Raw genomic sequence first — 23,896 nt, 5'->3', positions numbered from 1 at the left:
ATCCGGACGCATTTTGCGATTGCGGCCCGGTGACGGCGGCGCGAAGCGAAGGAGGGGAAGGACTGGAAGACATGCGCGCGGCCCGGCGGAGAACATCCGCCCGGCCGCGTGCATCGGGACGTCAATGCGTGAACGACAGGAACAGATAAGCGGCGAACAGCGCGACGTGCACGACGCCATGCAGCACCGTCGTGCGCCCCTGGCTCAGCGTGAGCGTGCTGACCAGCAGCGTGAGCGCCAGCAGGACCGTTTCCATCGCGCCGATCCCGAGCGTGAGCGGCTGGCCGACCCAGATGAATACGGCGGCGACGGTCGGGATCGTGAGCCCGATGCTCGCGAGCGCCGAACCGAGCGCGAGGTTCATGCTGGTCTGCAGGCGGTTCGCACGCGCGGCGGTGACGGCGGCGAGCCCTTCCGGCAGCAGCACGAGCGCGGCGATCACGATACCGACCGCGGCTTCGGGCGCGCCGAGCTTCAGCACTGCATGCTCGACGGCCGGCGACAGCAGCTTCGCGAGCAGCACGACGGCGACGAGGCTCGCGAACAGCAGCACCATGCTGATGATCGCGGTGCGGTTGCTCGGCGCCGCCGCGTGCACCGCTTCGTCCGCGCTGTCGTGTGCGGCGAGGAAGTAGTCGCGGTGGCGCACGGTCTGCACGAACACGAACGCGCCGTACAGCACGAGCGACGCCACACCGGCGAACGCGAGCTGCGATTTCGAGAAGAACGGGCCCGGTGCGGCGCTCAGGTAGTTCGGCATCACGAGCGACAGCACCGACAGCGACGCAAGCACCGCGAGCGCCTTGCTCGCGCCGCGCCCCTGGAAATCCTGTTCGCCGTGCTTCCATGCGCCGACCAGCAGGCAGATGCCGACGATGCCGTTACAGATAATCATCACGGCGGCGTACACGGTGTCGCGGGCGAGGCCCGACTTCTCGGGGCCCGCGCCGAGCATTACCGACACGATCAGCGCGACCTCGATGACGGTCACGGCGACCGCGAGCACCAGCGTGCCGAACGGTTCGCCGACGCGGTGCGCGACGACTTCCGCATGGTGGACGGCGGCGAACACGGCGCCGGCGAGCGCGGCGGCGAACACCGCGATGGCGAGGCCTTCGGCCGGCACGACGCGCGACAGCGCGAGTACCAGCCACGCGGCAAGCGGGGCCCAGAGGGTCCAGCGCGGGAGCTGGTTGGACGAGAGCGGCATGAGGGATTCCTTATGCGAGTGGCGGCGCGCGACGCGCCGTCACGGGTTGACGAAGCCCGGCCGTACTATCCGCCGAACGAGGACGATGAAACCGATGGGTGGCGACACGCAGCGGTGCCGCCCTGGGTTCGCTGCCGCGAGGCGGCGACGGCGCGGGCGGGCCGAAGCCCGTCGCGGGATGAAACGATTCGATGCGGTTGCCCGCTGACAGCGAGACGAGCAACACGTGGCGACGCGCGGGCCGGGCTCGATTCGCCCCCGAAAAGGGAGCGATGGACGGCGGTGATGGCGCGGCACATGTCTCCCCTGGAATCCGGCAATTTGTCGAATTTTATCAGGCGATCGGGGGTCGCTATCTCATATTCGAATCATTACATTGACCTTTCTGTTTATAAAAAGTGCCCCGACCTGCCGATTTTTTGTCGTTGCAGCTTCCGTAACGGTGTCTTGCACCGCACATTCGGGCTCGCCCTGACATAAACATACCGACCGGTCGGTTTATAATCGCTCGCATTTCCACTTCATGACGGATCGCAAGCGATGGCTGTTTTCTCTGCACATTCGGTGAACTCGGGCGCGCTGGCGCCGTCGGCCGTCGTCGGCGTGATCGGCGCCGGCGCGATGGGGGCGGGCATTGCACAGGTCGCGGCCGCGGCCGGCCATCCGGTGCTGCTGTACGACCTGAACGAAGCGGCCTGCGACAAGGCGCTGGCCGGTATCCGCGCGCAGTTCGCGCGGCTCGCGGAGAAGGGCCGGCTCGAACCGGCGCAGGCCGACGCGGCCGGCAACCGAATTCGCGCGGTGCGCGCGCTGGCCGACTTCGCGGGCGCCGCGCTGATCGTGGAGGCGGCGGCCGAACGGCTCGATGTGAAGCGCGAGATCTTCGCGACCCTCGAACGTCATGTCGACGACGCATGTGTGCTGGCGACCAACACGTCGTCGATCTCGATCACGTCGATCGCGGCCGGGCTGCGCGTGCCGCAACGCGTCGCCGGCCTGCATTTCTTCAACCCGGCGCCGCTGATGGCGCTCGTCGAGGTGGTCAGCGGGCTCGCGACCGCGCCCGAGGTCGCGCAGATGCTGCATGCGACCGCCGCCGCGTGGGGCAAGCAACCGGTGATGGCGAAATCGACGCCGGGCTTCATCGTAAACCGCGTCGCGCGGCCGTATTACGCGGAGGCGCTGCGCGTGCTGAACGAGCAGGGCGGCACGCCGGCCACGATCGACGCGGTGATGCGCGAAGCCGGCGGGTTCCGGATGGGGCCGTTCGAGCTGATGGACTTGATTGGTCACGACGTGAATTTCGCGGTGACCGAGTCGGTGTTCCGCGCGTACTTCAACGATCCGCGCTACACGCCGTCGCTGATCCAGCAGGAGCTCGTGAACGCGGGCTTTCTCGGGCGCAAGTCCGGGCGCGGGTTCTACTCGTATGCGGAGGGCGCGACGCCGCCCGCTCCCGATCTCGAACCTGCGCGCACCGCGCCGGCCGACGTCGTGCTGTTTGCGCAGGACGGCCCGGCCGCCGCGCTGCATGCGCGCTTCGTCGAACGCACCGCGAACGCGCGGCGCCACGACGCGCATGCCGACGAACTGCTCGCCGTGGCCGGCCGCGCGTCGATCGCGCTGACCGACGGCCGTACGGCGACCGCGCGCGCCGCCCAGACGGGCGTGGCGGATCTCGTGCTCGTCGACCTCGCGCGCGATTACGCGCAGGCCGGGCTCGTCGCGCTGACGCGCGCGCTCCAGTGCAGCGACGCCGCTTACGCGGACGCGGTCGGCCTGTTCCAGCAGGCGGGCTTTCGCGTCGTCGGCGTCGCGGATGTGCCCGGGATGGTCGCGATGCGCACCGTCGCGATGCTCGCGAACGAGGCGGCCGACACGGTGAACCAGGGCGTGTGCTCGCCGGCCGATCTCGATCTCGCGATGGAGAAGGGCGTGAACTACCCGTGCGGCCCGCTCGCGTGGGCCGATGCGATCGGGATCGGCCGCGTGCATCGCGTGCTGTCGAATCTGGCGGCCAGCTATGGCGAGGACCGCTATCGCGTGTCGCCGCGCCTCGCCGCGCTGCATGCGGCCGGCCGCACGTTCCGGTCATGACCGCTTCGTCACTTCGAACACGACAACGACATCACTCCATTGGAGGAGCACCCCGATGACTCACCCGACGCATCCCGCCGCCGCCCTCGAGCCGATCGAGACCGCCAGCCGCGACGAACTGCAGGCGCTGCAGCTCGACCGCCTCAAGTGGTCGCTGCGCCACGCGTACGACAACGTCCCGCACTATCGGCGTACGTTCGATGCGGCGGGTGTGCATCCGGACGATCTGAAGTCGCTCGCCGATCTCGCGAAATTCCCGTTCTCGACCAAGAGCGACCTGCGCGACAACTATCCGTTCGGCCTCTTCGCGGTGCCGCGCGAGCAGGTCGTGCGCGTGCACGCGTCGAGCGGCACGACCGGCAAGCCGACCGTGGTCGGCTACACCGCGCGCGACATCGACACGTGGGCGAACGTGACCGCGCGCTCGATCCGCGCGGCCGGCGGCCGCCCGGGCGATACGCTGCACAACGCGTTCGGCTACGGCCTGTTTACCGGCGGTCTCGGGATTCACTACGGCGCGGAGCGGCTCGGCTGCATGGTCGTGCCGATGTCCGGCGGGCAGACCGAGAAGCAGGTGCAGCTGATTCGCGATTTCGAGCCGAAGATCATCCTCGTCACGCCGTCGTACATGCTGAACCTGATCGACGAGATGGTGCGGCAGGGGATGGACCCGGCCGAATCGTCGCTGAAGATCGGCATCTTCGGCGCCGAGCCGTGGACGCAGGCGCTGCGCAACGAAGTCGAGACGCGCGTGGGCATCGACGCGCTCGACATCTACGGGCTGTCGGAAGTGATGGGCCCGGGCGTCGCGTGCGAATGCGTCGAGACGAAGGACGGCCCGGTGATCTGGGAGGACCATTTCTACCCGGAGATCATCGATCCCGTCACCGGCGAAGTGCTGCCCGACGGCAGTGAGGGCGAGCTCGTGTTCACGTCGCTGACGAAGGAGGCGATGCCGGTGATCCGCTACCGCACGCGCGACCTCACCGCGCTGCTGCCGCCGACCGCGCGCGCGATGCGCCGGCTCGCGAAGATCACCGGCCGCTCCGACGACATGCTGATCGTGCGCGGCGTGAACGTGTTCCCGAGCCAGATCGAGGAGATCGTCGTCGCGCTGCCGCAGTTGTCGGGCCAGTTTCAGATCACGCTGTCGCGCGACGGTCACATGGACCGGCTCGACCTCGCGGTCGAGCTGCGCTCCGAGGCGGCGGCGTCCGTCACCGACGGCGATCGCGCGGCACTCGCGCGCGAGCTGCAGCACCGGATCAAGACGATGGTCGGCGTGTCGTCCGGCGTGACGGTGCTGGCGGCCGGCGGTATTCCCGCGAGCGCGACCGGGAAGGCGCGACGCGTGATCGATCGCCGCCAGGCTGCCTGATTTCGATGTATGCAGTTCTACCCGAGGAAACCTGTTCGATGGATGAATTGAAGACCCTGGCCGTCACGGTCGATGCGCGCGGCATCGCGACCGTCGCGCTGCAGCGCGGCGACGTGCTGAACGCGTTCGACGAGACGATGATCGCGGAACTCACCGATGCATTCACGACGCTCGGCCGGCGCGAAGACGTACGCGCGATCGTGCTGCGTTCGGATGGCCGCGCATTCTGCGCGGGCGCCGACCTGCAGTGGATGCAGCGCGCGAGCGCGAACGACGCGGCCGCGAACCTGCGTGACGCCGAGCGGTTCGCCGCGATGATGCGCGCGATCCGGCAATGCCCGAAACCGACGGTCGCACGCGTGCAGGGCCACGCGTTCGGCGGCGGCGTGGGCCTGTGCGCGGCGTGCGACATCGTGATCGCGAGCGACCACGCGCGCTTTTCGGTGAGCGAAGCGCGCTTCGGGATCCTGCCGGCCGTGATCGGCCCGTATCTGGTCGAGGCGGTCGGCCAGCGCCAGGCGCGCCGGCTTGCGTTGACCGCGACGCAGCTCGCGGCCGCCGAAGCCGTCGCGATCGGCCTGATCCATCAGGCCGTGCCGCTCGATGCGCTCGACGACGCGCTCGAGCGGACGCTCGCGGAACTGGGCCGCAACGGCCCGCACGCGCTGATGGAGATCAAGCGCTTTTTCGATGCGATCGGCGAGTACCCGCCGTCGGACGAACGCGCGGCGTTCACCGCGCAGACGATCTCCCGCGTGCGGGCGACGCCGGAAGCGAAGGAGGGTTTCGCGGCCTTCTTCGCGAAGCGGCCGCCGGCGTGGGAGCCGGGCGCCGAATAAGGCTGCGCGACGAACGTCCACGACGATCGACGGCGGAACCGGGCCGGCCGCATTTTGCGTCTCGGGCGCGAGCGCTTGCACTACAATGCGTGACCCCCGGCGCGCTGCCGGCCCCGTCCCGACCGATGCTTCGCACGATGATCGTCAATCGCCTTGTCTCCGAGATCCTGTTCGGCTTTACCGGCCTGATCGGCATCATCAATCCGATCGGCATCGCGTTCCTGTTTCTCGAACGAACCGAGGCGCTCACCGCGCACGAACGGGATTTGCTCGCGCGGAAGGTCGCGTTCAATGCGTTCGTCGTGCTGATGGTCGCGTTCTTCGCCGGCACGCCGGTGCTGCATTTCTTCGGGATCTCGATGGAAGCGCTGCGGATCGGCGGCGGCTTCGCGGTTGCCGTGGCCGGCTGGCAGATGCTGAACGAACCGGACGGGCCGGGCGGCGGCGATACGCCGGTCAAGCCGATCGACGCGAACGCGATCATGACGCGCGCGTTCTTCCCGTTGACGGTGCCGCTGACCGTCGGCCCCGGCTCGATCGCGACCGCGATCGCGCTGAATGCGAACCGCACGCACAAGCTGTCGGAATTCATGCTGTCGAGCATCGTGTCGATCGCCGTGTCCGTGCTCGTCGCGCTCGTGATCTGGCAGGTCTACAGCCGCTCCGCGTTGCTCGCGCGCTACCTCGGCAGCGAAGGGACCAAGGTCGCGAAGCGCGTGTCGGCGTTCCTGCTGCTGTGCATCGGCGTGCAGATCATGCTGACCGGCTTCTCCGCGTTCCTGCAGCCGATCGCCGACCAGGCCAAGTAAGCGAAGCCTTCCGGTTCGTCCTTCGAGGTTCAACCTTTCACGCAGCCTGCACGCGGCGCGCGGTCATACGCGTTCGCGGCGTGCGGGATACCATGCAACGTCTGGCGGATGCGCGGCGCGCATCCGGCCGCAACCCCCAACTTGAGTGGCGAGGCGTGCAATGGAATACGTGAAATTCGGGTCGACCGGGCTGGACGTGTCGAAGCTGGTGCTGGGCTGCATGACGTTCGGCGAGCCGTTGCGCGGCACGCACCCGTGGACGCTGCCGGAAGCAGAAAGCCGCCCGATCATCCAGCGGGCGGTCGAGGCCGGCATCAACTTCTTCGATACCGCGAACATGTATTCGGACGGCACGTCCGAGGAGATCGTCGGTCGCGCGCTGCGCGATTTCGCGAAGCGCGACGACGTCGTGATCGCGACGAAGGTGTTCTACCGGATGCGGCCGGGGCCGAACGGCGCGGGTCTGTCGCGCAAGGCGATCATGACCGACATCGACCAGAGCCTGAAGCGGCTCGGCACCGACTACGTCGATCTCTACCAGATTCACCGCTGGGACTACGGCACGCCGATCGAGGAGACGCTCGAGGCGCTGCACGACGTCGTGAAGGCCGGCAAGGCCCGCTATATCGGCGCGTCGTCGATGTTCGCGTGGCAGTTCGCGAAGGCGCTGCACACGTCGAAGCAGAACGGCTGGACCCGCTTCGTCAGCATGCAGAACCACCTGAACCTGCTGTATCGCGAAGAGGAGCGCGAAATGCTGCCGCTGTGCGAGGATGAACGCATCGCGGTGATCCCGTGGAGCCCGCTCGCACGCGGGCGCCTGACGCGCAACTGGGACGAATCGTCGGAACGGCAGCAGAAGGACGACGTCGGCCAGCGGCTGTACGACGCGACGGCCGACGCCGACAAGGCGGTCGTCGAGGCCGTCGCGGCGATCGCCGCCGCGCGCAACGTGCCGCGGGCGCAGGTCGCGCTGGCGTGGGTCGCGCAAAAGCGCGGCGTGACCGCGCCGATCGTCGGCATTTCGAAGCCGCAGCAACTGGACGATGCGCTCGGCGCGCTCGCGCTGAAGCTGACCGACGACGAGATCGCCACGCTCGAACGCCCGTACGTGCCGCACGCGGTGGCCGGTTTCAACTGAGCGGCCGCGCGGGCGGCGCCGGTGCCGGCGTCGCGATCAGCGCGCGGCGGCGAGCATCGGGTAGGTGAACAGGCCGAAGTGGACGACGTTCAGCCCCGCATGCGCGAGCGCGGCGGCGAGCAGGCCGCCGCGCCGCCACGCGACCCCGTAGCCGACGCCGGCCACCGTGCCGAGCACGATCCATGGCCAGCCGCCGGCCGCGTGCGCGGCGCCGAACAGCACCGCGCCGGCTGCGAGCGCGACCCACGGGCCCCATGAGTAGGCATGGAGCACGCGGGTCAGCCCGCCTTGCACGTAGCCGCGGAACAGCGCTTCCTCGGCGAGCGTCACCAGCAACAGGTTGTTCGCGAGCCACAGCCAGCCGGACGGCGGCCATTTGGGCGCCCAGCCGACCATCCCGAACGCGAGCGCGCCGACCAGGCACGCGGCAGCCGTTGCGACGGCCGCCACGACGCCGGTGCGCAGCGCGCGCGACAGCGCGACGTCGGGGGCGACCCACGGCAGCACCCACAGCAGCCACAGGCCGACGAGCGGCTTGTCGAAATTCAGGTACATCGTGAACGGCACGGCGTCCGGCGTGAAGCGGATCGGCCCGATCACGCGCGGATTGTGGAAGCCGGGAATCAGGTGCAGGCTCAGCGCGATCGCGAGCGCGGCAAAGACGAGGTGCGCGGCGATGCGCACCGCGAGCGGGCGCCCGGGCAACACGCCCCAGCCGGCCGCGATCAGCAGCGCGAACGGTGCCAGCGTGATCGGCGCAAGCTGGCCGAACGCCAGCGCGCCCGCATAGCCGAGCGCGGCGAGGCCGATGCTCAGGCCGTGCAGCGGGCGATGCCACGCGAATGCGGCGGCCGCGAACAGGGCGAGCCAGATCGTGGCACACGGAAGGAGCGAAAGGGTCATGACGGGAAACGGATCGGCGGACGAGACGCCGCGCATCATACAGCAGGCGCCGTGACATGCCGCCGGGCAACGGGCCAGCCGCGTGTCAGCGGCCGGCCGTTTCGGTGACGCCGCTGCGGCCCGGGATGTCGACGCTGTTGCGCACGCGCATCCGCCGCCGGTACCAGAACGTCCACAGCAGCAGGCAGCCGAACACCGTGTAGCCCATGACCGGCGACACGACCAGCACGCGTTCGACCGGCCAGTGGAAGACCATCCACCAGCGCAGCAGCATCTCGGTCGTCATGATGGCGCCCCACACGAACGTCATCAGCCGCAGCATCTGCCGCAGGCCCGGCTGCGCATCCCAGACGGCTTCGAAGTGCGCGGCGCCGCCGTCCATCTCGCGGGCCACGGTGGCGCGGGCCAGATAGTAGATCAGCGGGCGTTCGCGGAACAGCGACAGCAGGAACACGATGCCGATCGTGCCCGACCCGATCGACTCGCGCATCAGCAGCGTGCGCGGGCTGCCGCCGAACGCCATCCCGACGATCGACAGCGTGATGCCGAGCAGCACGATGGCCGCCACCGCGTCGACGCGGCGCGAGCGGATGAATTCGACGATCGACCAGATGATCGGCGGAACCGCCGACGCGTACAGCGCGCCCGTTTCGCCGAAATACGGACGCGCGACCCGATAGGCCACCCAGGGCAGCACGAGGTTGACGAAGAGTTCGAGAATCAGTCCGGCTCGCGGTTTCACGGTGCGCCATTCCACGCAGGTCGGGGCGGACGCGCGAAAGGCGCCGTTGTCCCGGTTGCCCCGAAAAGGGTTCGGTCCAGTATATCGAAGAATCGTGCGGGGTTGCGGTGTCGCCTGCCGCGACAGCGATCCGCCGTACCCGAGTGCAGGGCCGGCGGATCGATCGGCGCACGCGGCGGCAGGGCCGGGGCGCCCTGCGCGATCGCGCCGTCGCGTGGCATCGTGTCGCGGCACGTCGTCGATCGGGATGCGTTGGCGGTACGCGAGCCTGCGCGGCGCGGCGTGAATCGATGCCGCGGCCGCGCGTGCGGTCAGGAGACGGCCGGCTGGACGATGATCTTCACGTTGCGGTCCTTGTGGTTGACCAGTTCCTCGAAGCCGCGCGTGACGATGTCGCCGAGCGCGATGCGGCCGGTGATGAGCGGCTGCACGTCGATGCGGCCGTCCGCGATGAAGCGGATCACGTCCGCGAATTCGCCGTTGTACGCGAGCGAGCCGATCACTTCCTTCTCGGTCGACACGATGTCGAAGAAGTTGAACGGCGCCGGTTCCTCGAAGATGCCGACCATCACCGACTTGCCGGCCTTGCGGATCACGTCGATCGCAAGCTTCGCGGTGGTCGTGTGGCCGATGCACTCGAACGACACGTCGGCGCCGTAGCCGCCCGTCAGTGCCCTGACTTCCGCGATCGCGTCGGACGTCTTCGGATCGATCACGACGCTCGCGCCGACCTCCAGCGCCTTCTGCTTGCGCGCGGCCGACATCTCCAGCGCGATCACGCGCCCGGCGCCCGCGGCCTTCGCGCACATGATCGTGCACAGGCCGATCGTGCCCGCGCCGACCACGACGACGGTCTGCCCGACGATGTTGCCGGCCTTCTTCACCGCATGCAGCCCGACCGCGAGCGGTTCGATCAGCGCGCCGGCCTCGGTCGGGAAATCGTCGGGCAGCTTGTACAGCAGTTCGGCCGGCACGTTCACGTATTCGGCGAACGCACCGTTGTTCATCAGCCCGGTGAACGCGAGGTTCTCGCAGATGTTGTACAGCCCGTGCCGGCAGTACCAGCAGGTGCCGCAATGCTGGCACGCGTCGGCCGTCACGCGGTCGCCGACCGCGAAGCCCGACACGCCCGCGCCGAGTTCGGCGATTTCGCCGCTGAACTCGTGGCCGAGGATGCACTGGCCCTTCAGGCCGGTCAGCGGATGCGGTGCGTCGACCGGGATGAACACCGGCCCGGCGACGTATTCGTGCAGGTCGGAGCCGCAGATGCCGCACCAGTGCACGCGAATCGTGACCCAGCCTGCGGGCGGGCGCTCCGGAACGGGAACCTGTTCGACGCGGATGTCGTGGCGGCCATGCCAGACGGCGGCTTTCATGCTGGGCGGGGTGATCGATACCGGTGTGCTCACGTTGCTGTCTCCGTCAGGTTGTCGTCGGGCGCGCGGCAACGCTGCCGGTGCGCCCGTCGCGCGATTGCGCGATCGACCGGTATGCAGGAACGGGGCCAGCGTGAATCGGGGCTGTGCGTGGCGGTCGGACGGTGCGTGGGACGCGCGCTGCACCATGTCGCTTTCCGCCGTCCCGTAAAGATTCGGAAGAAATGGCGTGTCGAATTTGCTGCGATAGCGAAACGGCGAGTAGAGTGAGACGCCGGGACGTTCGTCTCAGCGCAATGAGACGAATCGCGAGACGAACGGGGCGGGGGACGCGGTTCGATCCGCGTTCAGGCGAGCACTTCGTCCACGGCAACCGTCGCGAGCGGCGTGAATCCGGCGGCGCGGTACAGCGGCTGGCCGGCTTCGGTCGAGATGAGCCACACGCGCTGCGCACCGCGGCGCCGCGCGTGCGCGACGATCGCGGCGAGCAGCTGCGTCGCCAGGCCGCGGCGCCGGTAGGCGTCCGCCGTCCCGAGGCGGTCGACGACGATATCGCGCGGCGACGCGAAGCCGTAGCGCGCGGTGGCCGCGATCTGCCCGTCGACGCGGTGCGCGAACAGGAACGCGGCCGGATTCGGCTGGAACGGCGGAAACGCGCCGCTGGCGTTGAAGGCGGCGATCGCGTCGGGCGTGTCGCAGGCGAGCGTTTGCGCGAGCGCGTCGTCGCCGGACAGCTCATCGATATCGGCGGCCATGAAGTGCTCGTCGGTCAGCCGGCGCGTCCTGCCGTGCAGCGCGGGCGGCAGCGGGGCCGCGCCGTAGCGCGTGATCCACGCGCTGACGGCAAACGGGCCGGCGCCGGCGACGGGCGCACCCTCGATCATGAAATGCTCGAACGGCCGGCCCATCGCGTCGTCGAACTGCACGACATGGCCGTCCGGGCCGTCGTGCAGCGGCGCATCGCGCCGGTCGCGCGCGGCGCAGTATCCGGCGATGAACGCGCGTACGGCCGCCTTGCGGCGCGGGAAGGCGGACCAGGCGTCGTCGAGGGGGAACAGCGTGGCCGGGGCGGGAGAGGCGGTCGGCATGCGTAGGTGCGCAGCGTTGTCAGGGAAGCGACAGCTTAGACCAGGATGTCGTCGCGTGTCGCGCCGGCCATTGCCGCCATCGCCGAAACGGATCGTTGCGCACGCTACCCCTTTACTTGAAGTTAACTTCAATTTGTATCATGTGCGCCAGTCCGATTGCGCGCGCGTGAGACATCCCGTTGCACGCTGCCGCTTCGATGGCGGTGAAGATGACCGAAGCGCCTGCGCGGCCGATGCGGCCATGCTGCCGTCGCGCGGCTACCGGCGCGCCGTCGCTGGCGCGGCGCTCGGTCCGTTCCTGCGGCGCGAACCGATGGGCCGGCGCTGAGGGCGGCGCCTGCGTCGGTCCACCTGCACGGGAGTCCGTCAAGCATGCTCAACACCATGGAAAGCCTGATCTGCGAAGAAGACCGGTCGTGCGACGTGTCCGCATCCGCGCTCGACGAAGAGGACGCGCTGCCGTCGCGCGACGGCATGGTCGCGCATCCGCTCGCGACGATCGGCCGTGCGCCGATTCCGGCGCATGCGACGGCCGCGGCGTCGCCGTTGCGCCCGCAACTGTTCGTCACGGTACTGGAGGCTGGCGACGACGCACTGCTGGTGCGATGGGTCGAGAGCGGACGCTGTCATTACGGCGAGCAGCGCTGGCGCCTGCGCGTCGCGTTGCAGCCTGGTCGCTGCGCGCTCTCGGGGCAGACGATCGAGCCGGGCGAGCCGGTGTTCCGGCCGGTGCGGCGGCCCGTGCCGGCCAACGGTGACGAGATGATCCACCCGGCATCGGTGCCCGGTATGGCCGGTGTGGCGTGCGATCGCGCGCCGGAGGACGACGACGCACGCCATCCGGCCGATGTTCATGGCTGACCATCGGCCGTCCGGCGACGACGTTATTTCTTCAGGTCGTGCCGGTACTGGATGAACCCGGCGTTGTTGGCGAGCTTGTCGTACAACGCGCGCGCGGTCGTGTTGGTCTCGTGCGTGAGCCAGTACACGCGGCTCGCGCCGGCTTCGCGGGCCCGTTCGTACACGGCCTCGATCAGCGCGCCGCCCGCGCCTTGCCCGCGCGCGTCGGGCGCCGTGTACAGGTCCTGCAGGTAGCAGTACGGCCCTTCGGTCCAGCACGAGCGGTGGTAGATCGCATGCACGATCCCGACCAGTGCACCCGACGCGTCGAACGCGCCGAGCACGAACATCGGCTCGTCCGGGTCCATCAGGCGGGCCCAGGTCGTCGCGAACACCGCGTCGCTCAGCGCGGTGTCATAGAACGTCTGGTAACCCTGCCACAGTGGACGCCACGCGGCTTCGTCGGTGGCGACGAGCGGGCGCACCGTCACGCGCGTCGCGTCGTTCGCGCGGCCGGCGGCGTCGCGCGCGGCGGCTTGCGCGTGGCGGATCGCGGTGAGCGACTGGCGCTGGTTGCCTTCGGCGTCGAAGTTCTCCGGCGCGAGCCACGCGTCGAACGCGGCGCGGACGGCCGGCCATTCGCCGTCGATGATCGAGAACCACGCGGTGTCGCGATTGCGGCCGCGGTAGACGATCGCCTGCCGGAACGTGCCTTCGTAGCGGAAGCCGAGGCGCGCAGCCGCCTTGCGCGACGGCGCGTTCAGGTCGTCGCACTTCCATTCGTAGCGCCGGTAGCCGAGCGTGTCGAACGCATACTTCATCAGCAGGAACTGCGCTTCCGTCGACACCGGCGTGCGCTTGAGCAGCGGCGAGAACGTGACGGAGCCGACCTCGATCACACCGTTGGCCGGATCGATGCGCATCAGCGCGAGCGTGCCGACCGCGCGGCCGGTGGCGCGGTCGATCACCGTGTAGTGCAGCGGGTCGGTGCTCGCCTGTGCGCCGCGCGCGTAGTCGCGGTAGCTGGACGCGTCCGCGTACGGGCCGTGCGCGAGATAGGTCCAGTCGCTGCCGTCGGGCGCCTGCGCGTAGGCGGCGTACAGGTCGGCCGCATGGCGTTCGGCGTCGAGCGGTTCGAGCCGGCAGTAGCGGCCTTCGAGCGCGATGCGCTCGGGGCGCGGACGCGCGGACCAGTCGGGAACGGGGTGGCCGATGGGCTGCTGGAAAGCGTTGGTGAGCGTGGGCAAGGTCGATCTCGCTTCGGTTGGCGGCCGGCGACATGCCGGCATGCAGACGATCGTAGTCCCGGCGAGGTACCATGAGAAGCGCCAGAGAATGGAAAATTTATGGTGCCACGCGGGGTGGCCGTCAGCCGTGTGCACGCTTGCCGTGCACCACTGGCCGTCCGTCCCGTTCCCGCCTTTCACGCTGCGATGTTCCAATGACGACTGCCTTTCCTTCCGGCGACGCGCCGTTGCTGCCGCTCGATGCGCCGCTGGCGCGCGCGCCGGGTGCGCCTTCGCTGCAGCGCCAGTTGCTGCGCCGCGTGCGCGACGCGATTCTCGGCGGCGCGATGCCGGCCGGCACGCGGCTGCCCGGCACGCGTGCGCTCGCCGAAATGCTCGGCGTGTCGCGCAATACGACGGCCGCCGTGTACGAGCAGCTCGTCGCCGAAGGCTTCCTGCAGTCGGATCGTCGCGGTACGCGGGTCGTCGGGCTGTCGCGGCCGGCGCCGCCGCGCCGGCGTGCGGCGCCGCCGGCCGTCGCGCAGCGGCTCGGCCGGATTCGCCCGAGCCTCGTCGGCGCCGGCGAATCGGAGGGTTTCCGGCCGGGCGTGCCCGCGCTGGCGCATTTCCCGGTGGACGCGTGGCGGCATGCGATCGACCGCGCGCTGCGCCGTGCCGGCCGCGATCTGCTGGCGTACGGCGATCCGCTCGGCGAGCCTGCGTTGCGCGAATCGATCGCGCGCCATCTGGCCGTCACGCGCGGCGTGCGCTGCGATCCGGAGCAGATCGTGATCACCGAAGGCGCACAGGGCGCGATCGCGCTGTGCGCGCAGTTGCTGACGAATCCGGGCGATACGGTGTGGGTCGAGGAGCCCGGCTATCGCGGCGTACGCACCGCGATGCAGGCGGCGGACCTCGACGTCGTGCCGATGCCGGTCGACGCGGAAGGACTGCGCGCGGAACCGGACGACTGGCGCGAGCGGCCGCCGCGCCTCGTCTACACGACGCCGTCGAACCAGTTCCCGACCGGCGCCGTGCTGTCGATCTCGCGCCGGCTCGCGCTGATCGATGCGGCGCGCCGCCATCGCGCGTGGATCATCGAGGACGACTACGACAGCGAATTCCGTCACACCGGCGAGCCGATCGGCGCGATGCAGGGGCTCGCGCCCGATTCGCCGGTCGTCTATCTCGGCTCGTTCAGCAAGACGATGTTTCCGGCGCTGCGGATCGGGTTTCTCGTGCTGCCCGACGCGTTGCTGGCCGCGGTACGGCCGGCGCTGCCGGAGATGCTGCGCGGCGGGACGCGCCATGTGCAGCTCGCGCTGGCCGATTTCATCGAGACGGGCGAGTACGGCCGGCATCTCGGGCGGATGCGCCGGCTGTATCGCGACCGGCGGCGTTTGCTGCTCGCCGCGCTCGATAGCAGCCTGAGCGTGCCGCATCAGGTCGAGGGCGGCCCGTGCGGGCTGCATCTCGCGCTGCGGCTGCCGGCGCGTTATCGCGATCGCGCGATCGTCGATGCGGCGCGCGCGCATGGCATCGGCCTGTTTCCGCTGTCGGGTTTCGCGATCGATGCGGCGCGGGCCGGCAACGGGCTCGTGCTCGGTTTCGGCAATACGTCGGCCGACGCGTTCGAGCCGATGTTGCGGATGGTGTCGACGATCGCGGAGCGGGTGGGCGCAGGTGACGCGTGATGGTATGGTTTCGCGATTTCAACTGCCTGCTGCCCGATCGTGATGACGCTCCGCCCATCATTCTTGTTCGTTGCCATTGCATGCATGTCGCTGGTCGCCGTCGGTTACACGGCTGCATTGCCGAACACGCAAGGCGTCGGCGGGGTGGCGGTGTTGTCGTGCCACTGAACCGGAGCGGACGCCGGCGTGTCGCCGGATGCGGACCGCTGACCGGCCATCCGCGGTTTGCGTGCTGTCTGTCGATGATGCGCGACAGACTGATGATTGGCCGCAGACCGCCACGATGACGCCGGCACGCGCACCGCTGCGTGGTGGATATTCGGATTGACGAACCGCGCGCTTTGTTCGAAACGAACGCCGTCGCGGCTCTGCCGCCACGGCGCCTCCCGGCATACGGGTTTCGATTCGTATGTTCCAACCGGCGCGTGCGCTATAAATGGTTGGGTGTACCGGTGCTTGTCGGGCGCCTGCGCGTCGCGCGCAGGGGAGCGTCGCGGCTGCCGGGGGAGGTGGCGCCGTGGTTTGCCAGACGCTTGCTCGCGCCGTGCTTCGCACCGCGTTGATCGGGGGCGTGTTTGCCGGATGTTTGCCGCCGCCCGCCGCCGTTGCCGGCACCCTCGCGCCGCACGCCGCCCCGCCGGCGATGAAGGCGCGGCCGCCTGCCGCGCCTTACGCGATGCCGGTCGACTTCCCGGCGATCGTCGAGCGCTACGGCCCGGCGGTCGTGACCATCCTGGCCGCCACGCCCGATCCGCAAACCGGCGGGCCGGCCTTTGCCGCCCTCGATCCCGACGATCCGCTTGCCGCGTTCTTCCGGCACGGCGCGGCGGCGCCTCCACAGGCGGCGCAGACGCCGGCGCCCGATACGCCGCCGCGTGCGGTGTCCGGCAGTGGCTCGGGTTTCATCGTCAGCGCCGACGGCCTGATTCTCACGTCCGCCCATGTGGTCGACGAGGCGACCGACGTGACGGTGCGGCTCACCGACCGCCGCGAATTCAAGGGGACGGTGCTGGCCGTCGATCCGCAAAGCGATGTCGCCGTGCTGCGCGTCGACGCGACGAAGCTGCCGTTCGTGCGCGTCGGCGATTCGTCGAAAGTCCGCGCGGGCGAACCGGTGATGACGATCGGCGCGCCGGACGGATCGGGCAACACGGTCACGGCCGGCATCGTCAGCGCGACGTCGCGCCGCTTGGCGGACGGCAGCGCGTTTCCGTTCTTCGAGACCGACATCGCACCGAACCCCGACAACTCGGGCGGCCCCGTGTTCAATCGCGCAGGCGACGTGATCGGCATCGCGGTGCAGGTCTATACGGGCACCGATCGCTACGCCAGCACGACGTTCGCCATTCCGATCGCATTCGCGGCAAGGATGCGCGCCCAGTTGCGCGCGCAACAGCAGGCGCAGATGCAGACGCAACAGCAGACTCAGGCGCTCGCGCCGGGCGCGCCGTCGGGCAATGCGTTCGGCGCGGAGGTGCAGGACGTCGGTGTCGGGCTGGCCGCGGCGTTCGGGCTGCCGCGCCCGGCAGGCGCACTCGTCAATGGCGTCGCGCCCGGCTCGCCGGCCGCCGCGGCCGGCCTGAAGCCCGGCGACGTGATCGTGAAGATGGGCGACAAGACCATCGGTCGCTCGGCGGAACTGGACGATCTGGCCGCCGCGCTGCCGCCCGGCGCGAAGGCGCCGCTGCGCGTGATCCGCAACCGTGCGCCGATGAAGCTGACGATCGTCGGTGCCGACGACGCGGGCGGGAGCGCGGCCGCCACGGTCGGCTCGGCCGCGCCGAAGGCCGCTGGACGGCCGGGGCTGGGGCGGGCCGCCGGCGAGCCCGGCGATACCGGTGGCAGCGGTGGCAGCGGTGACCGCGGTGACCGCCTCGGCCTGACGATGCACGCGCTGAGCGATGCCGAGCGTCGGTCGACGGGGCTCGCGGTCGGGATGATGGTGGATGCGGTGCACGGCCCGGCCGCGCGCGCAGGCATCCTGCCCGGCGATGTCGTGCTGGAACTCAACGACACGCTGCTCGAGACGCCGGACGACGTGCAGACGCTCGAAGCGAGCGGCGGCAGCGTGATCGCCGTGCTGATCCAGCGCAACAACGCGCGGAAGTTCGTCTCGGTGCGCGTACGGTAGGGCGTTGACGCGGCTGCTGGCGTCCGCCTAACATCGTCCGATATCGCTGGCGGTCCGCCACGCATTCAGGAGCCATTCGGCATGAAAACGGCTTGCTTCATCGTAGTCATTCATAGGCGCAGGGTCCGGTAGCGGCACCGCGCCGGCACCCATGCGCCCCCGACTCGTTCGGGGGCTTTTTTTTGTGTTGCGCACGGCCGTGCGGCCCGTGCGCGGGAGGGCATTCGCTTGTCATCGAACCTGTCGACCGCTTCCGACCCGGCGTCGCCGCGGCATGCAACGTTGATTGTGCTGTGCGCGTTGTCGGTCCTGCCGCTGAGCCTGTTCCTGCCGTCGCTGCCGGCGATCGTGCGCGACCTGCGCACCGACTATGCGCTCGTCGCGCTGTCGCTCGGCGGTTATGCGGCGGTGGCCGCGTCGCTCGAATGCGTGACGGGGCCGCTGTCCGACCGGTTCGGGCGGCGGCCGATCGTGCTGACGAGCGTCGCGATATTCGCGCTCGGTTCGCTCGGCTGCGCGGTGGCGACCGATATTCGCGTGTTTCTCGGCTGCCGGCTGATGCAGGCGGCGATCACGTCGGTCTATCCGGTGTCGATGGCGGCGATCCGCGATACCGGCGGCGGTGCGCGCGCGGCGAGCCGGATCGGCTATGCGGCGATGGCCGCCGCGTTCGCGCCGATGCTCGGCCCGACGCTCGGCGGCGTGCTCGAGCAGACAGTCGGGTGGCGCGCAAGCTTCTGGTTGCTGGCCGCAGTCGGCATCGCGCTGTTCGCCTGGTGCGCGCTCGATCTCGTCGAAACCCATATACGCCGGCCGTCGAGCTTCGCGCAGCAGCTTCGAGCGTATCCGGCGCTGCTGCATGCGCGCCGTTTCTGGGCCTATGCGCTGTGCATGGCGTTTTCGACGGGCGCATTCTATGCGTTCCTGGCCGGCGCGCCGCTCGCCGCGAAAACGCTGTTCGGCATCGCGCCGGCGGAGATCGGCTTCTACATGGGGACGATCACGGCCGGCTTCGTGTGCGGCAGCTTGCTGGCCGCGCGGGCCGCGCACCGCTACGCGCTGGCCACGACGATTCTGTGCGGGCGGGTCGTGGCGTGTGCGGGTCCGCTGATCGGCCTCGCGCTCGCGTTCGGCGGCGCGACGCACGCGCTCGCGTGGTTCGGGCCGTGCGTGCTGGTCGGCATCGGCAACGGGCTGAGCACTCCCGGCGCCCATGCGGGCGCGGTATCGGTGCGCCCGGAGCTGGCAGGCAGCGCGTCGGGGCTGGCGGGCGCGATGACGATCGGCGGCGGCGCCGCGCTGGCGTCGCTGACAGGCGCGCTGCTGACCCCGCGCAACGCAGGCTACCTGCCGCTCGCGATGATGCTGCTGTCGGCGGCGATCGCGCTGGCGGCCGCCGTGTGCGTGCGGGCGTTCGACGCGCAGGACGCCGGGTGAGCGCGGGTGCGCCCCGGTACCGGCGCGCAGCCGAATGACGGACAATCCGCCGCATGCCGGGAGACAACGCATGATCCGCGCGCCGCGCGTCCCGGCGAGCGCGAAGGGCGACTGGACGAGGATGCGATGAGCGACTTTTCTGATTTCCAGCGGGACATTGCCGACGCCGCGAGGGCGACCTTCAGGGCGCTGCGGGCGTTGCACCCGGACGAGCATTTCTATGCGTTTGCGTTGTACACCGACAGCGGCGCGATGACGGTGGTGCCGGCCGCCAATTCGGTCGAAGGGCTGCGCCGGATCCGCGCGCAACAGGCGGTGGCGGACGACGATCCGTGGTTCGTGTGGGGCGTGTCCGAGTGGGCGTATGCGGCGGCCGAGGCGTCGCCGTTCAACGCGATCTGCGGCAGGCTGGCCGACGAAGTGCTGAGCCCGCAGTTCGTCCGGTCGCGATTCGCGGAATTTTCCCGGCAACTGCACGCCGACATGATCGCGGCATTGCGGCTACTCGATCGCGACGGCGTGTTCGGCACGGGCGACGACAGGGCGGCCATCACGCTGTTCGTGTCGATCAGCGACGACGACGCGGCCGAGGCGCTGGAAAACGCGTCGGCGAAAGCGCTGAATCCGCCGGCCGTCGCCGACGCGTTCCTGCGCCGCTACGACTGACCGGCATCGGAATCCCGCCCGCCGCGCGGCCCGGCGGGCGGCCGCCCTGCACACTGCGTTACGGCTTCGCGCCGACCACGAATTCGAACGTCGCGATGCCGTCGACGCCGCCCGTCACGCGATCGCCAGGCTGCAGCGCGCCGACGCCGGCGGGCGTGCCGGTGAAGATCAGGTCGCCGGCCTTCAGCTCGACCGAGCGCGACACGTACGCGATGACGTCGGGCACGGCCCAGATCATGTCGGCGAGGTCGCCTTGCTGGCGCGTGTCGCCGTTGACCGCGAGCCAGATGCGGCCGGTCGCCGGGTGGCCGGTGGCCGTCGCCGCGCGCAGCGCGGTCACCGGGCCCGATGCGTCGAAACCTTTCGCCCAGTCCCACGGCCGGCTCAGCTTCTTCGCTTCGGCCTGCAGGTCGCGGCGTGTGAGGTCGACGCCGACGCCGTAGCCCCACACGTGCGACAGCGCGTCGGCCGGGTCGATCGACCGGCCGTCCTTGCCGATCGCGACCACCAGCTCGATTTCATGATGGAGATCGTTCGTCAGCGGCGGATAGGCGACCGTGCCGCTGGCCGGGACGATCGCGTCGGCCGGCTTCGTGAAGAAGAACGGCGGTTCGCGGTCGGGGTCGGCGCCCATTTCGCGGGCGTGGTCGGCGTAGTTGCGGCCGACGCAGAATACGCGGCGCACCGGAAAGCGCGCGGACGACTGTTCGACTTCGACGGAAGGACGCTCGGCGGCGTCGATGACATAGGCGGACATCGGATTGGCCTCGTTCGGTAGGAAGACGGATGGCCGGCGCGCCGGCCGGCATGCGTGCAACGATACCCGACGCGTGCGCGCGCGGATGCGACGCAACTGCGTTTTACCGGGACAAAACTACGCGTCGGCGGCGGGTTGCGCGTCGTCGGCGGCGGGCAGCGCGGCGTTTGCGTCGCGGTACGCCTTCGGCGACACGCCGACCCGCGCGCGGAAGCGCCGCGCGAAATACCCTTCGTCGCGGAAGCCGACCGAGCGTGCGATGTCCGCGATGCGCCGGCTGGTATGAGCCAGCAGCGACTGCGCGAGCGCGATCCGGCGCTCGGTGACGAGATCGGTGAAGGTGCTGCCGGTTTCCTTGCGCACCAGGTGCGCGAGGTAGTTCGGGGAGAGAAACGCGGCTTCGGCGGTCGCGGCGAGCGTCAGGTCCTCGCGGGTCAGGTTCGCGCGGACGTGGCGCAGCACGCGGGCCAGTGCGTCGCGCCGGCCGGCGCGCTGGGCGCCGCGCTGCGCGAGCTTGTCGAGCGCGCCCGCGTACTGGGTGCAGACGAGCCCGATCAGCTGGAGCAGGTAGCCGCGCAGCAACGTGGTCGAGCCGAACGTGCGCGCGCGATCGGCGTCGAGCATGCACAGTGCGAGGCGGCGCGCTTCGTCGTACGTATCGCCGGTCAGGATGAAATCGAGGTGCTCCTGGAAGCGGAACGGCGTCAGTTCGGGGAAGCGGTGCGCGGGCACGTCCTCGAGATCGAGCGGATCGACGTCGAGATCGGCGCGCAGGAACGCCTGGCTGAAGTTGACCACGACGAAATGCGCGCCTTCCGGATGCGGAATCAGGTGCTCGCGGTGCGGCAGCACGAACGCGAGCGCGCCGCGCGGAAACGGCCGCGTGACGCCGCCGATGCGCTGCTCGGTGTCGCCGCCGAGGTTGAACTGGATCTGGAAATACGCGTGCCGGTGCGGCTCGGTGATCGCCTGGCGCGACGCCTGGTCGCGGATGTAGAAATCGAGCCGGTCGCTGCGTTCGGGCATCCCGTACAGGCGCGGCGGGGCGGTGGAGGGCATGAAGGATTGTGCTGTTCGTGACGCGGTTGAGCCGCGATGGTACAGCGAACCGGGCGCGACGGGGACGGGCGCGGCCCCGCGCCTGCGCGGTCAGCCTGTCGCGAGCGGCGCGACCCGGCGCCGCAGCTCGGGCACGACCTCGGCGCCGAACCACGGATGGCGCTTGAACCATGCCTGGTTGCGCGGCGACGGATGCGGCAGCGGCAGGATCGCGGGACCGTAGTCGCGCCACGCCTGCACGGTGTCGGTCAGCGTCGCCTTGCGCGTGTCGCGCAGGAAATGCCGCTGCGCGTACTGGCCGATCAGCAGCGTGAGCCGGATCGACGGCAGTTCGGCCAGCAGCCGGTCGAGCCACAGCGGCGCGCATTCGGGACGCGGCGGGTTGTCGCCGCTCGCGCCGCGGCCCGGGTAGCAGAAACCCATCGGCACGATCGCGAAGCGCGTGTCGTCGTAGAAGGTCTCGGCGTCGACGCCGAGCCAGTCGCGCAGCCGCTTGCCGCTCGCGTGGACGCGCGCGCCCGGCGCCTGGCCGACGATCAGGATGCGTGCGTGGCGATGCGCACGCACGACCGGGCGCGGGCCGAGCGGCAGGTCGGCTTCGCATGCACGGCACGCGCGGATTTCGGTGAGCAGCACGTCGAGCGGCGTGCGTGTTTGTTTCGGCATGGATACGGAGCGGGGATGGGGTCGCAACGCGGTGCCGCATGCGCGGCACGGGCGGCCGGCGGTCAGCGGCCGGGCCGCCTGCGTGGCGCCGGCTGCATTGCGCGGTGCGCGCTACGGCCACGCGTTATGCCCGCGACAGACCCGCTGCGCCGCCTTCGGCGACCGCGGCATCATACAACGCGGTCTGCGCGATCGCCGCGGCGATGCCCGCGTCGTCGTGCGAACCGTCGAGCATGCCCCAGCGCCGGTATTGCGACAGGAACCACTGGCCCTCGCGCGGGTCGGGCCGGTTCACCGCGCCGCCGTCGTGAAAGCGGATCGGCAGGGGCGGCGTCGCGAACGGCCCCGCGCCGTAGTCGCCGAGCAGGCGCGGCGCGATCAGGCGGGCCGGCACGCCGAGCGCGTCGGGCGACGCGAGCCAGTCGGCCGCCTCGCGGCGGTGCGCGGCGCTGTCGAGCCACGCGCACGCGTCGACGAGCGTGCGGACCAGCGCACGAGCGGTGGCCGGATACAGCGAGACGAAATCGCGTCGGCTCGCGAGCACCTTCTCCGGGTGATCGGGCCAGATCTCGCTCGTGACGGCGACGGTGCGGCCCGCGCCGCACGCTTCGGCCACCGCGTGCCACGGCTCGCCCGCGCAGAAGCCGTCGAGCTCGCCGCCCGCGAGCGCCGCGACCATCTCGGGCGGTGGAATCACGACGCTGCGCACGTCGCGCAGCGGATCGATGCCGTGCGACGCGAGCCACGCGTTCAGCCACATCGCGTGCGTGCCGGTCGGGAAGGTCTGGGCGAGCAGCGGCTTGCGGCCGAGCGTCGCGAACGCGGCGCGCACGCTGCCGGTTTCGCGGTAAGCGTCGGCGAGGCCGCGCGAGAACGTGATCGCCTGGCCGTTGCGGTTCAGCACCATCAGCGCGGCCATGTCGGCCTGCGGGCCGCCGATGCCGAGCTGCAGCCCGCAGACGAGCCCGTACAGCGCATGCGCGGCGTCGAGCTCGCCGCTGAGCAGCTTGTCGCGCACGGCCGCCCACGACGGCTGGCGGCTCAATTCGAGCGTGAGGCCATGACGCGCGCCGAGGTTCAGGCGCTGCGCGACGATCAGCGGGGCCGCGTCGCTGAGCGCGACGAACCCGAGGCGAAGATGCGCGCGTTCCGGCGCGGCGGGGAGAGAGGTATTCATGGCACTCATGACTGGGGTGACGCGTCGAGCAATTGTCGCGCGATGTCGACGATGCGCAGGCCCTGATCCATCGCGCGCTTGCGCAGCGCCGCATAGGCGTCGTGTTCGGACAGCTTGCGCTGGTCCATCAGCACGCGTTTGGCGCGATCGATCAGCTTGCGTTCCTCGAGTTCGCGCTCGACGTCGGCCAGCCGGCGACGCAGCGCATCGTCGTGCGAGAAGCGCGCGAGCGCGACTTCGAGAATCGGCGCGAGGCGCTCGGCCGACAACCCTTCGACGAGATACGCGCTGACGCCCGCGCCGACCGCCGCGCGGATCAGTTCCTGGTCTGCGTCGTGGCTGAACATCAGCACGGGGCGAGGCGCGGTCGCATGCATGACCGCGAGCTGCTCGAGCGTGTCGCGCGACGGCGAATCGGTATCGATGATCACGACGTCGGGGCGTTGCTCCTCGACGGCCGCCGGCAGGCGCGCGGGCGTCGCGACGTCGTTCAGCATCTCGTAGCCGAGGCGCGCGAGCGCGTCGCCGAGCTCGCCGATCGGCTTGTCGGTATCGGTGACGAGCAGCACGCGCAGGCGGACGGGGGCGGACGAACTCATGAGGCGGGCAAGCGGGGCAGGGACGTGTCGGTGCAACCGGCGAACGATGCATGCAGGCCGC

The 23,896-nt window shown here is 70.1% G+C and carries 22 protein-coding genes; 11 read left to right on the top strand and 11 right to left on the bottom strand.

The window, feature by feature from the left end; all coding sequences use genetic code 11:
- Nucleotides 1–121 precede the first annotated feature (121 nt).
- Nucleotides 122–1,210: a calcium:proton antiporter gene (locus tag CFB49_RS23140; protein WP_069617941.1), complete on the bottom strand. Its 1,089-nt coding sequence runs from the start codon at nt 1,208–1,210 to the stop codon at nt 122–124.
- A gap of 540 nt (nt 1,211–1,750) precedes the next feature.
- Here CFB49_RS23140 and CFB49_RS23135 point away from each other — a divergent pair.
- From CFB49_RS23135 to CFB49_RS23115, 5 genes are all read left to right on the top strand, one after another.
- The gene (locus CFB49_RS23135) at nt 1,751–3,307 is read left to right on the top strand and encodes a 3-hydroxyacyl-CoA dehydrogenase (protein WP_089492413.1); all 1,557 of its coding nucleotides are present in this window, start codon (nt 1,751–1,753) and stop codon (nt 3,305–3,307) included.
- A gap of 55 nt (nt 3,308–3,362) precedes the next feature.
- Nucleotides 3,363–4,685, top strand: a complete 1,323-nt coding sequence (gene paaK / locus CFB49_RS23130) for a phenylacetate--CoA ligase PaaK (RefSeq protein WP_089492412.1) — start codon at nt 3,363–3,365, stop codon at nt 4,683–4,685.
- Nucleotides 4,686–4,723: 38 nt separating this feature from the next.
- Nucleotides 4,724–5,524 carry an enoyl-CoA hydratase-related protein gene (locus tag CFB49_RS23125; protein WP_069617938.1) on the top strand — a complete coding sequence of 267 codons (801 nt, stop codon included), beginning with the start codon at nt 4,724–4,726 and terminating at the stop codon, nt 5,522–5,524.
- A gap of 137 nt (nt 5,525–5,661) precedes the next feature.
- Nucleotides 5,662–6,333 carry a MarC family protein gene (locus CFB49_RS23120; protein WP_027780810.1) on the top strand — a complete coding sequence of 224 codons (672 nt, stop codon included), beginning with the start codon at nt 5,662–5,664 and terminating at the stop codon, nt 6,331–6,333.
- 160 nt (nt 6,334–6,493) lie between these two features.
- Complete coding sequence (locus CFB49_RS23115) at nt 6,494–7,474, top strand: aldo/keto reductase (RefSeq protein ID WP_089436618.1); 981 nt, start codon at nt 6,494–6,496, stop codon at nt 7,472–7,474.
- Between the two features lie 36 nt (nt 7,475–7,510).
- Here the strand turns inward: CFB49_RS23115 and CFB49_RS23110 are convergent, their stop codons facing one another.
- From CFB49_RS23110 to CFB49_RS23090, 4 genes are all read right to left on the bottom strand, one after another.
- Nucleotides 7,511–8,377 carry a CPBP family intramembrane glutamic endopeptidase gene (locus tag CFB49_RS23110; protein ID WP_089492826.1) on the bottom strand — a complete coding sequence of 289 codons (867 nt, stop codon included), beginning with the start codon at nt 8,375–8,377 and terminating at the stop codon, nt 7,511–7,513.
- An 85-nt stretch (nt 8,378–8,462) separates the two neighbouring features.
- Nucleotides 8,463–9,119, bottom strand: a complete 657-nt coding sequence (locus CFB49_RS23105; RefSeq protein ID WP_069617935.1) for a VC0807 family protein — start codon at nt 9,117–9,119, stop codon at nt 8,463–8,465.
- Nucleotides 9,120–9,430: 311 nt separating this feature from the next.
- Nucleotides 9,431–10,495, bottom strand: a complete 1,065-nt coding sequence (locus CFB49_RS23100; protein ID WP_069617934.1) for a 2,3-butanediol dehydrogenase — start codon at nt 10,493–10,495, stop codon at nt 9,431–9,433.
- Nucleotides 10,496–10,842: 347 nt separating this feature from the next.
- Entirely contained in the window at nt 10,843–11,583 is a 741-nt protein-coding gene (locus CFB49_RS23090; protein WP_089492411.1) for a GNAT family N-acetyltransferase, read from the bottom strand.
- 55 nt (nt 11,584–11,638) lie between these two features.
- Here CFB49_RS23090 and CFB49_RS35895 point away from each other — a divergent pair, with 55 nt between their 5' ends.
- Together CFB49_RS35895 and CFB49_RS23085 are read left to right on the top strand one after the other, a co-directional pair.
- Nucleotides 11,639–11,911: a hypothetical protein gene (locus CFB49_RS35895; RefSeq protein ID WP_143329310.1), complete on the top strand. Its 273-nt coding sequence runs from the start codon at nt 11,639–11,641 to the stop codon at nt 11,909–11,911.
- A 44-nt stretch (nt 11,912–11,955) separates the two neighbouring features.
- The gene (locus CFB49_RS23085; RefSeq protein WP_089436616.1) at nt 11,956–12,444 is read left to right on the top strand and encodes a DUF3331 domain-containing protein; all 489 of its coding nucleotides are present in this window, start codon (nt 11,956–11,958) and stop codon (nt 12,442–12,444) included.
- Between the two features lie 23 nt (nt 12,445–12,467).
- Here CFB49_RS23085 and CFB49_RS23080 read toward each other — a convergent pair whose 3' ends face one another.
- Entirely contained in the window at nt 12,468–13,670 is a 1,203-nt protein-coding gene (locus CFB49_RS23080) for a GNAT family N-acetyltransferase (RefSeq protein ID WP_089436615.1), read from the bottom strand.
- A 194-nt stretch (nt 13,671–13,864) separates the two neighbouring features.
- Here CFB49_RS23080 and pdxR point away from each other — a divergent pair, with 194 nt between their 5' ends.
- The 4 genes from pdxR (at nt 13,865) to CFB49_RS23060 (ending at nt 19,577) form a co-directional block, all read left to right on the top strand.
- Nucleotides 13,865–15,343: a MocR-like pyridoxine biosynthesis transcription factor PdxR gene (gene pdxR / locus CFB49_RS23075; RefSeq protein WP_089492410.1), complete on the top strand. Its 1,479-nt coding sequence runs from the start codon at nt 13,865–13,867 to the stop codon at nt 15,341–15,343.
- A 517-nt stretch (nt 15,344–15,860) separates the two neighbouring features.
- Nucleotides 15,861–17,474, top strand: coding sequence for a trypsin-like peptidase domain-containing protein (locus CFB49_RS23070; protein WP_179234937.1), 1,614 nt, complete (start codon nt 15,861–15,863; stop codon nt 17,472–17,474).
- A gap of 228 nt (nt 17,475–17,702) precedes the next feature.
- Complete coding sequence (locus CFB49_RS23065; RefSeq protein ID WP_089492408.1) at nt 17,703–18,911, top strand: MFS transporter; 1,209 nt, start codon at nt 17,703–17,705, stop codon at nt 18,909–18,911.
- Nucleotides 18,912–19,037: 126 nt separating this feature from the next.
- Complete coding sequence (locus tag CFB49_RS23060; RefSeq protein ID WP_069617927.1) at nt 19,038–19,577, top strand: DUF4303 domain-containing protein; 540 nt, start codon at nt 19,038–19,040, stop codon at nt 19,575–19,577.
- Between the two features lie 58 nt (nt 19,578–19,635).
- On the opposite strand, the gene CFB49_RS23055 is transcribed toward CFB49_RS23060, so the two are convergent.
- The 5 genes from CFB49_RS23055 to CFB49_RS23035 form a co-directional block, all read right to left on the bottom strand.
- A complete protein-coding gene (locus tag CFB49_RS23055) occupies nt 19,636–20,334 on the bottom strand; it encodes a fumarylacetoacetate hydrolase family protein (RefSeq protein ID WP_089436609.1) in 699 nt (232 codons plus the stop codon).
- 117 nt (nt 20,335–20,451) lie between these two features.
- Nucleotides 20,452–21,393, bottom strand: coding sequence for a helix-turn-helix transcriptional regulator (locus CFB49_RS23050; protein WP_089492407.1), 942 nt, complete (start codon nt 21,391–21,393; stop codon nt 20,452–20,454).
- Between the two features lie 90 nt (nt 21,394–21,483).
- Complete coding sequence (locus CFB49_RS23045) at nt 21,484–22,059, bottom strand: uracil-DNA glycosylase family protein (RefSeq protein WP_089492406.1); 576 nt, start codon at nt 22,057–22,059, stop codon at nt 21,484–21,486.
- 124 nt (nt 22,060–22,183) lie between these two features.
- Entirely contained in the window at nt 22,184–23,236 is a 1,053-nt protein-coding gene (locus CFB49_RS23040; RefSeq protein WP_089492405.1) for a CmpA/NrtA family ABC transporter substrate-binding protein, read from the bottom strand.
- Between the two features lie 5 nt (nt 23,237–23,241).
- Nucleotides 23,242–23,835 (bottom strand): ANTAR domain-containing response regulator, encoded by a 594-nt coding sequence (locus CFB49_RS23035; RefSeq protein WP_069617922.1) that lies wholly within the window; start codon nt 23,833–23,835, stop codon nt 23,242–23,244.
- Between the last annotated feature and the right edge of the window lie 61 nt (nt 23,836–23,896).

It is taken from the genome of Burkholderia sp. AU17457 (assembly GCF_002223255.1).
Classification (GTDB): domain Bacteria; phylum Pseudomonadota; class Gammaproteobacteria; order Burkholderiales; family Burkholderiaceae; genus Burkholderia; species Burkholderia sola.
Note: the sequence above shows the minus strand (reverse complement) of the source record. Positions and strands in the feature narration are given on the sequence as shown.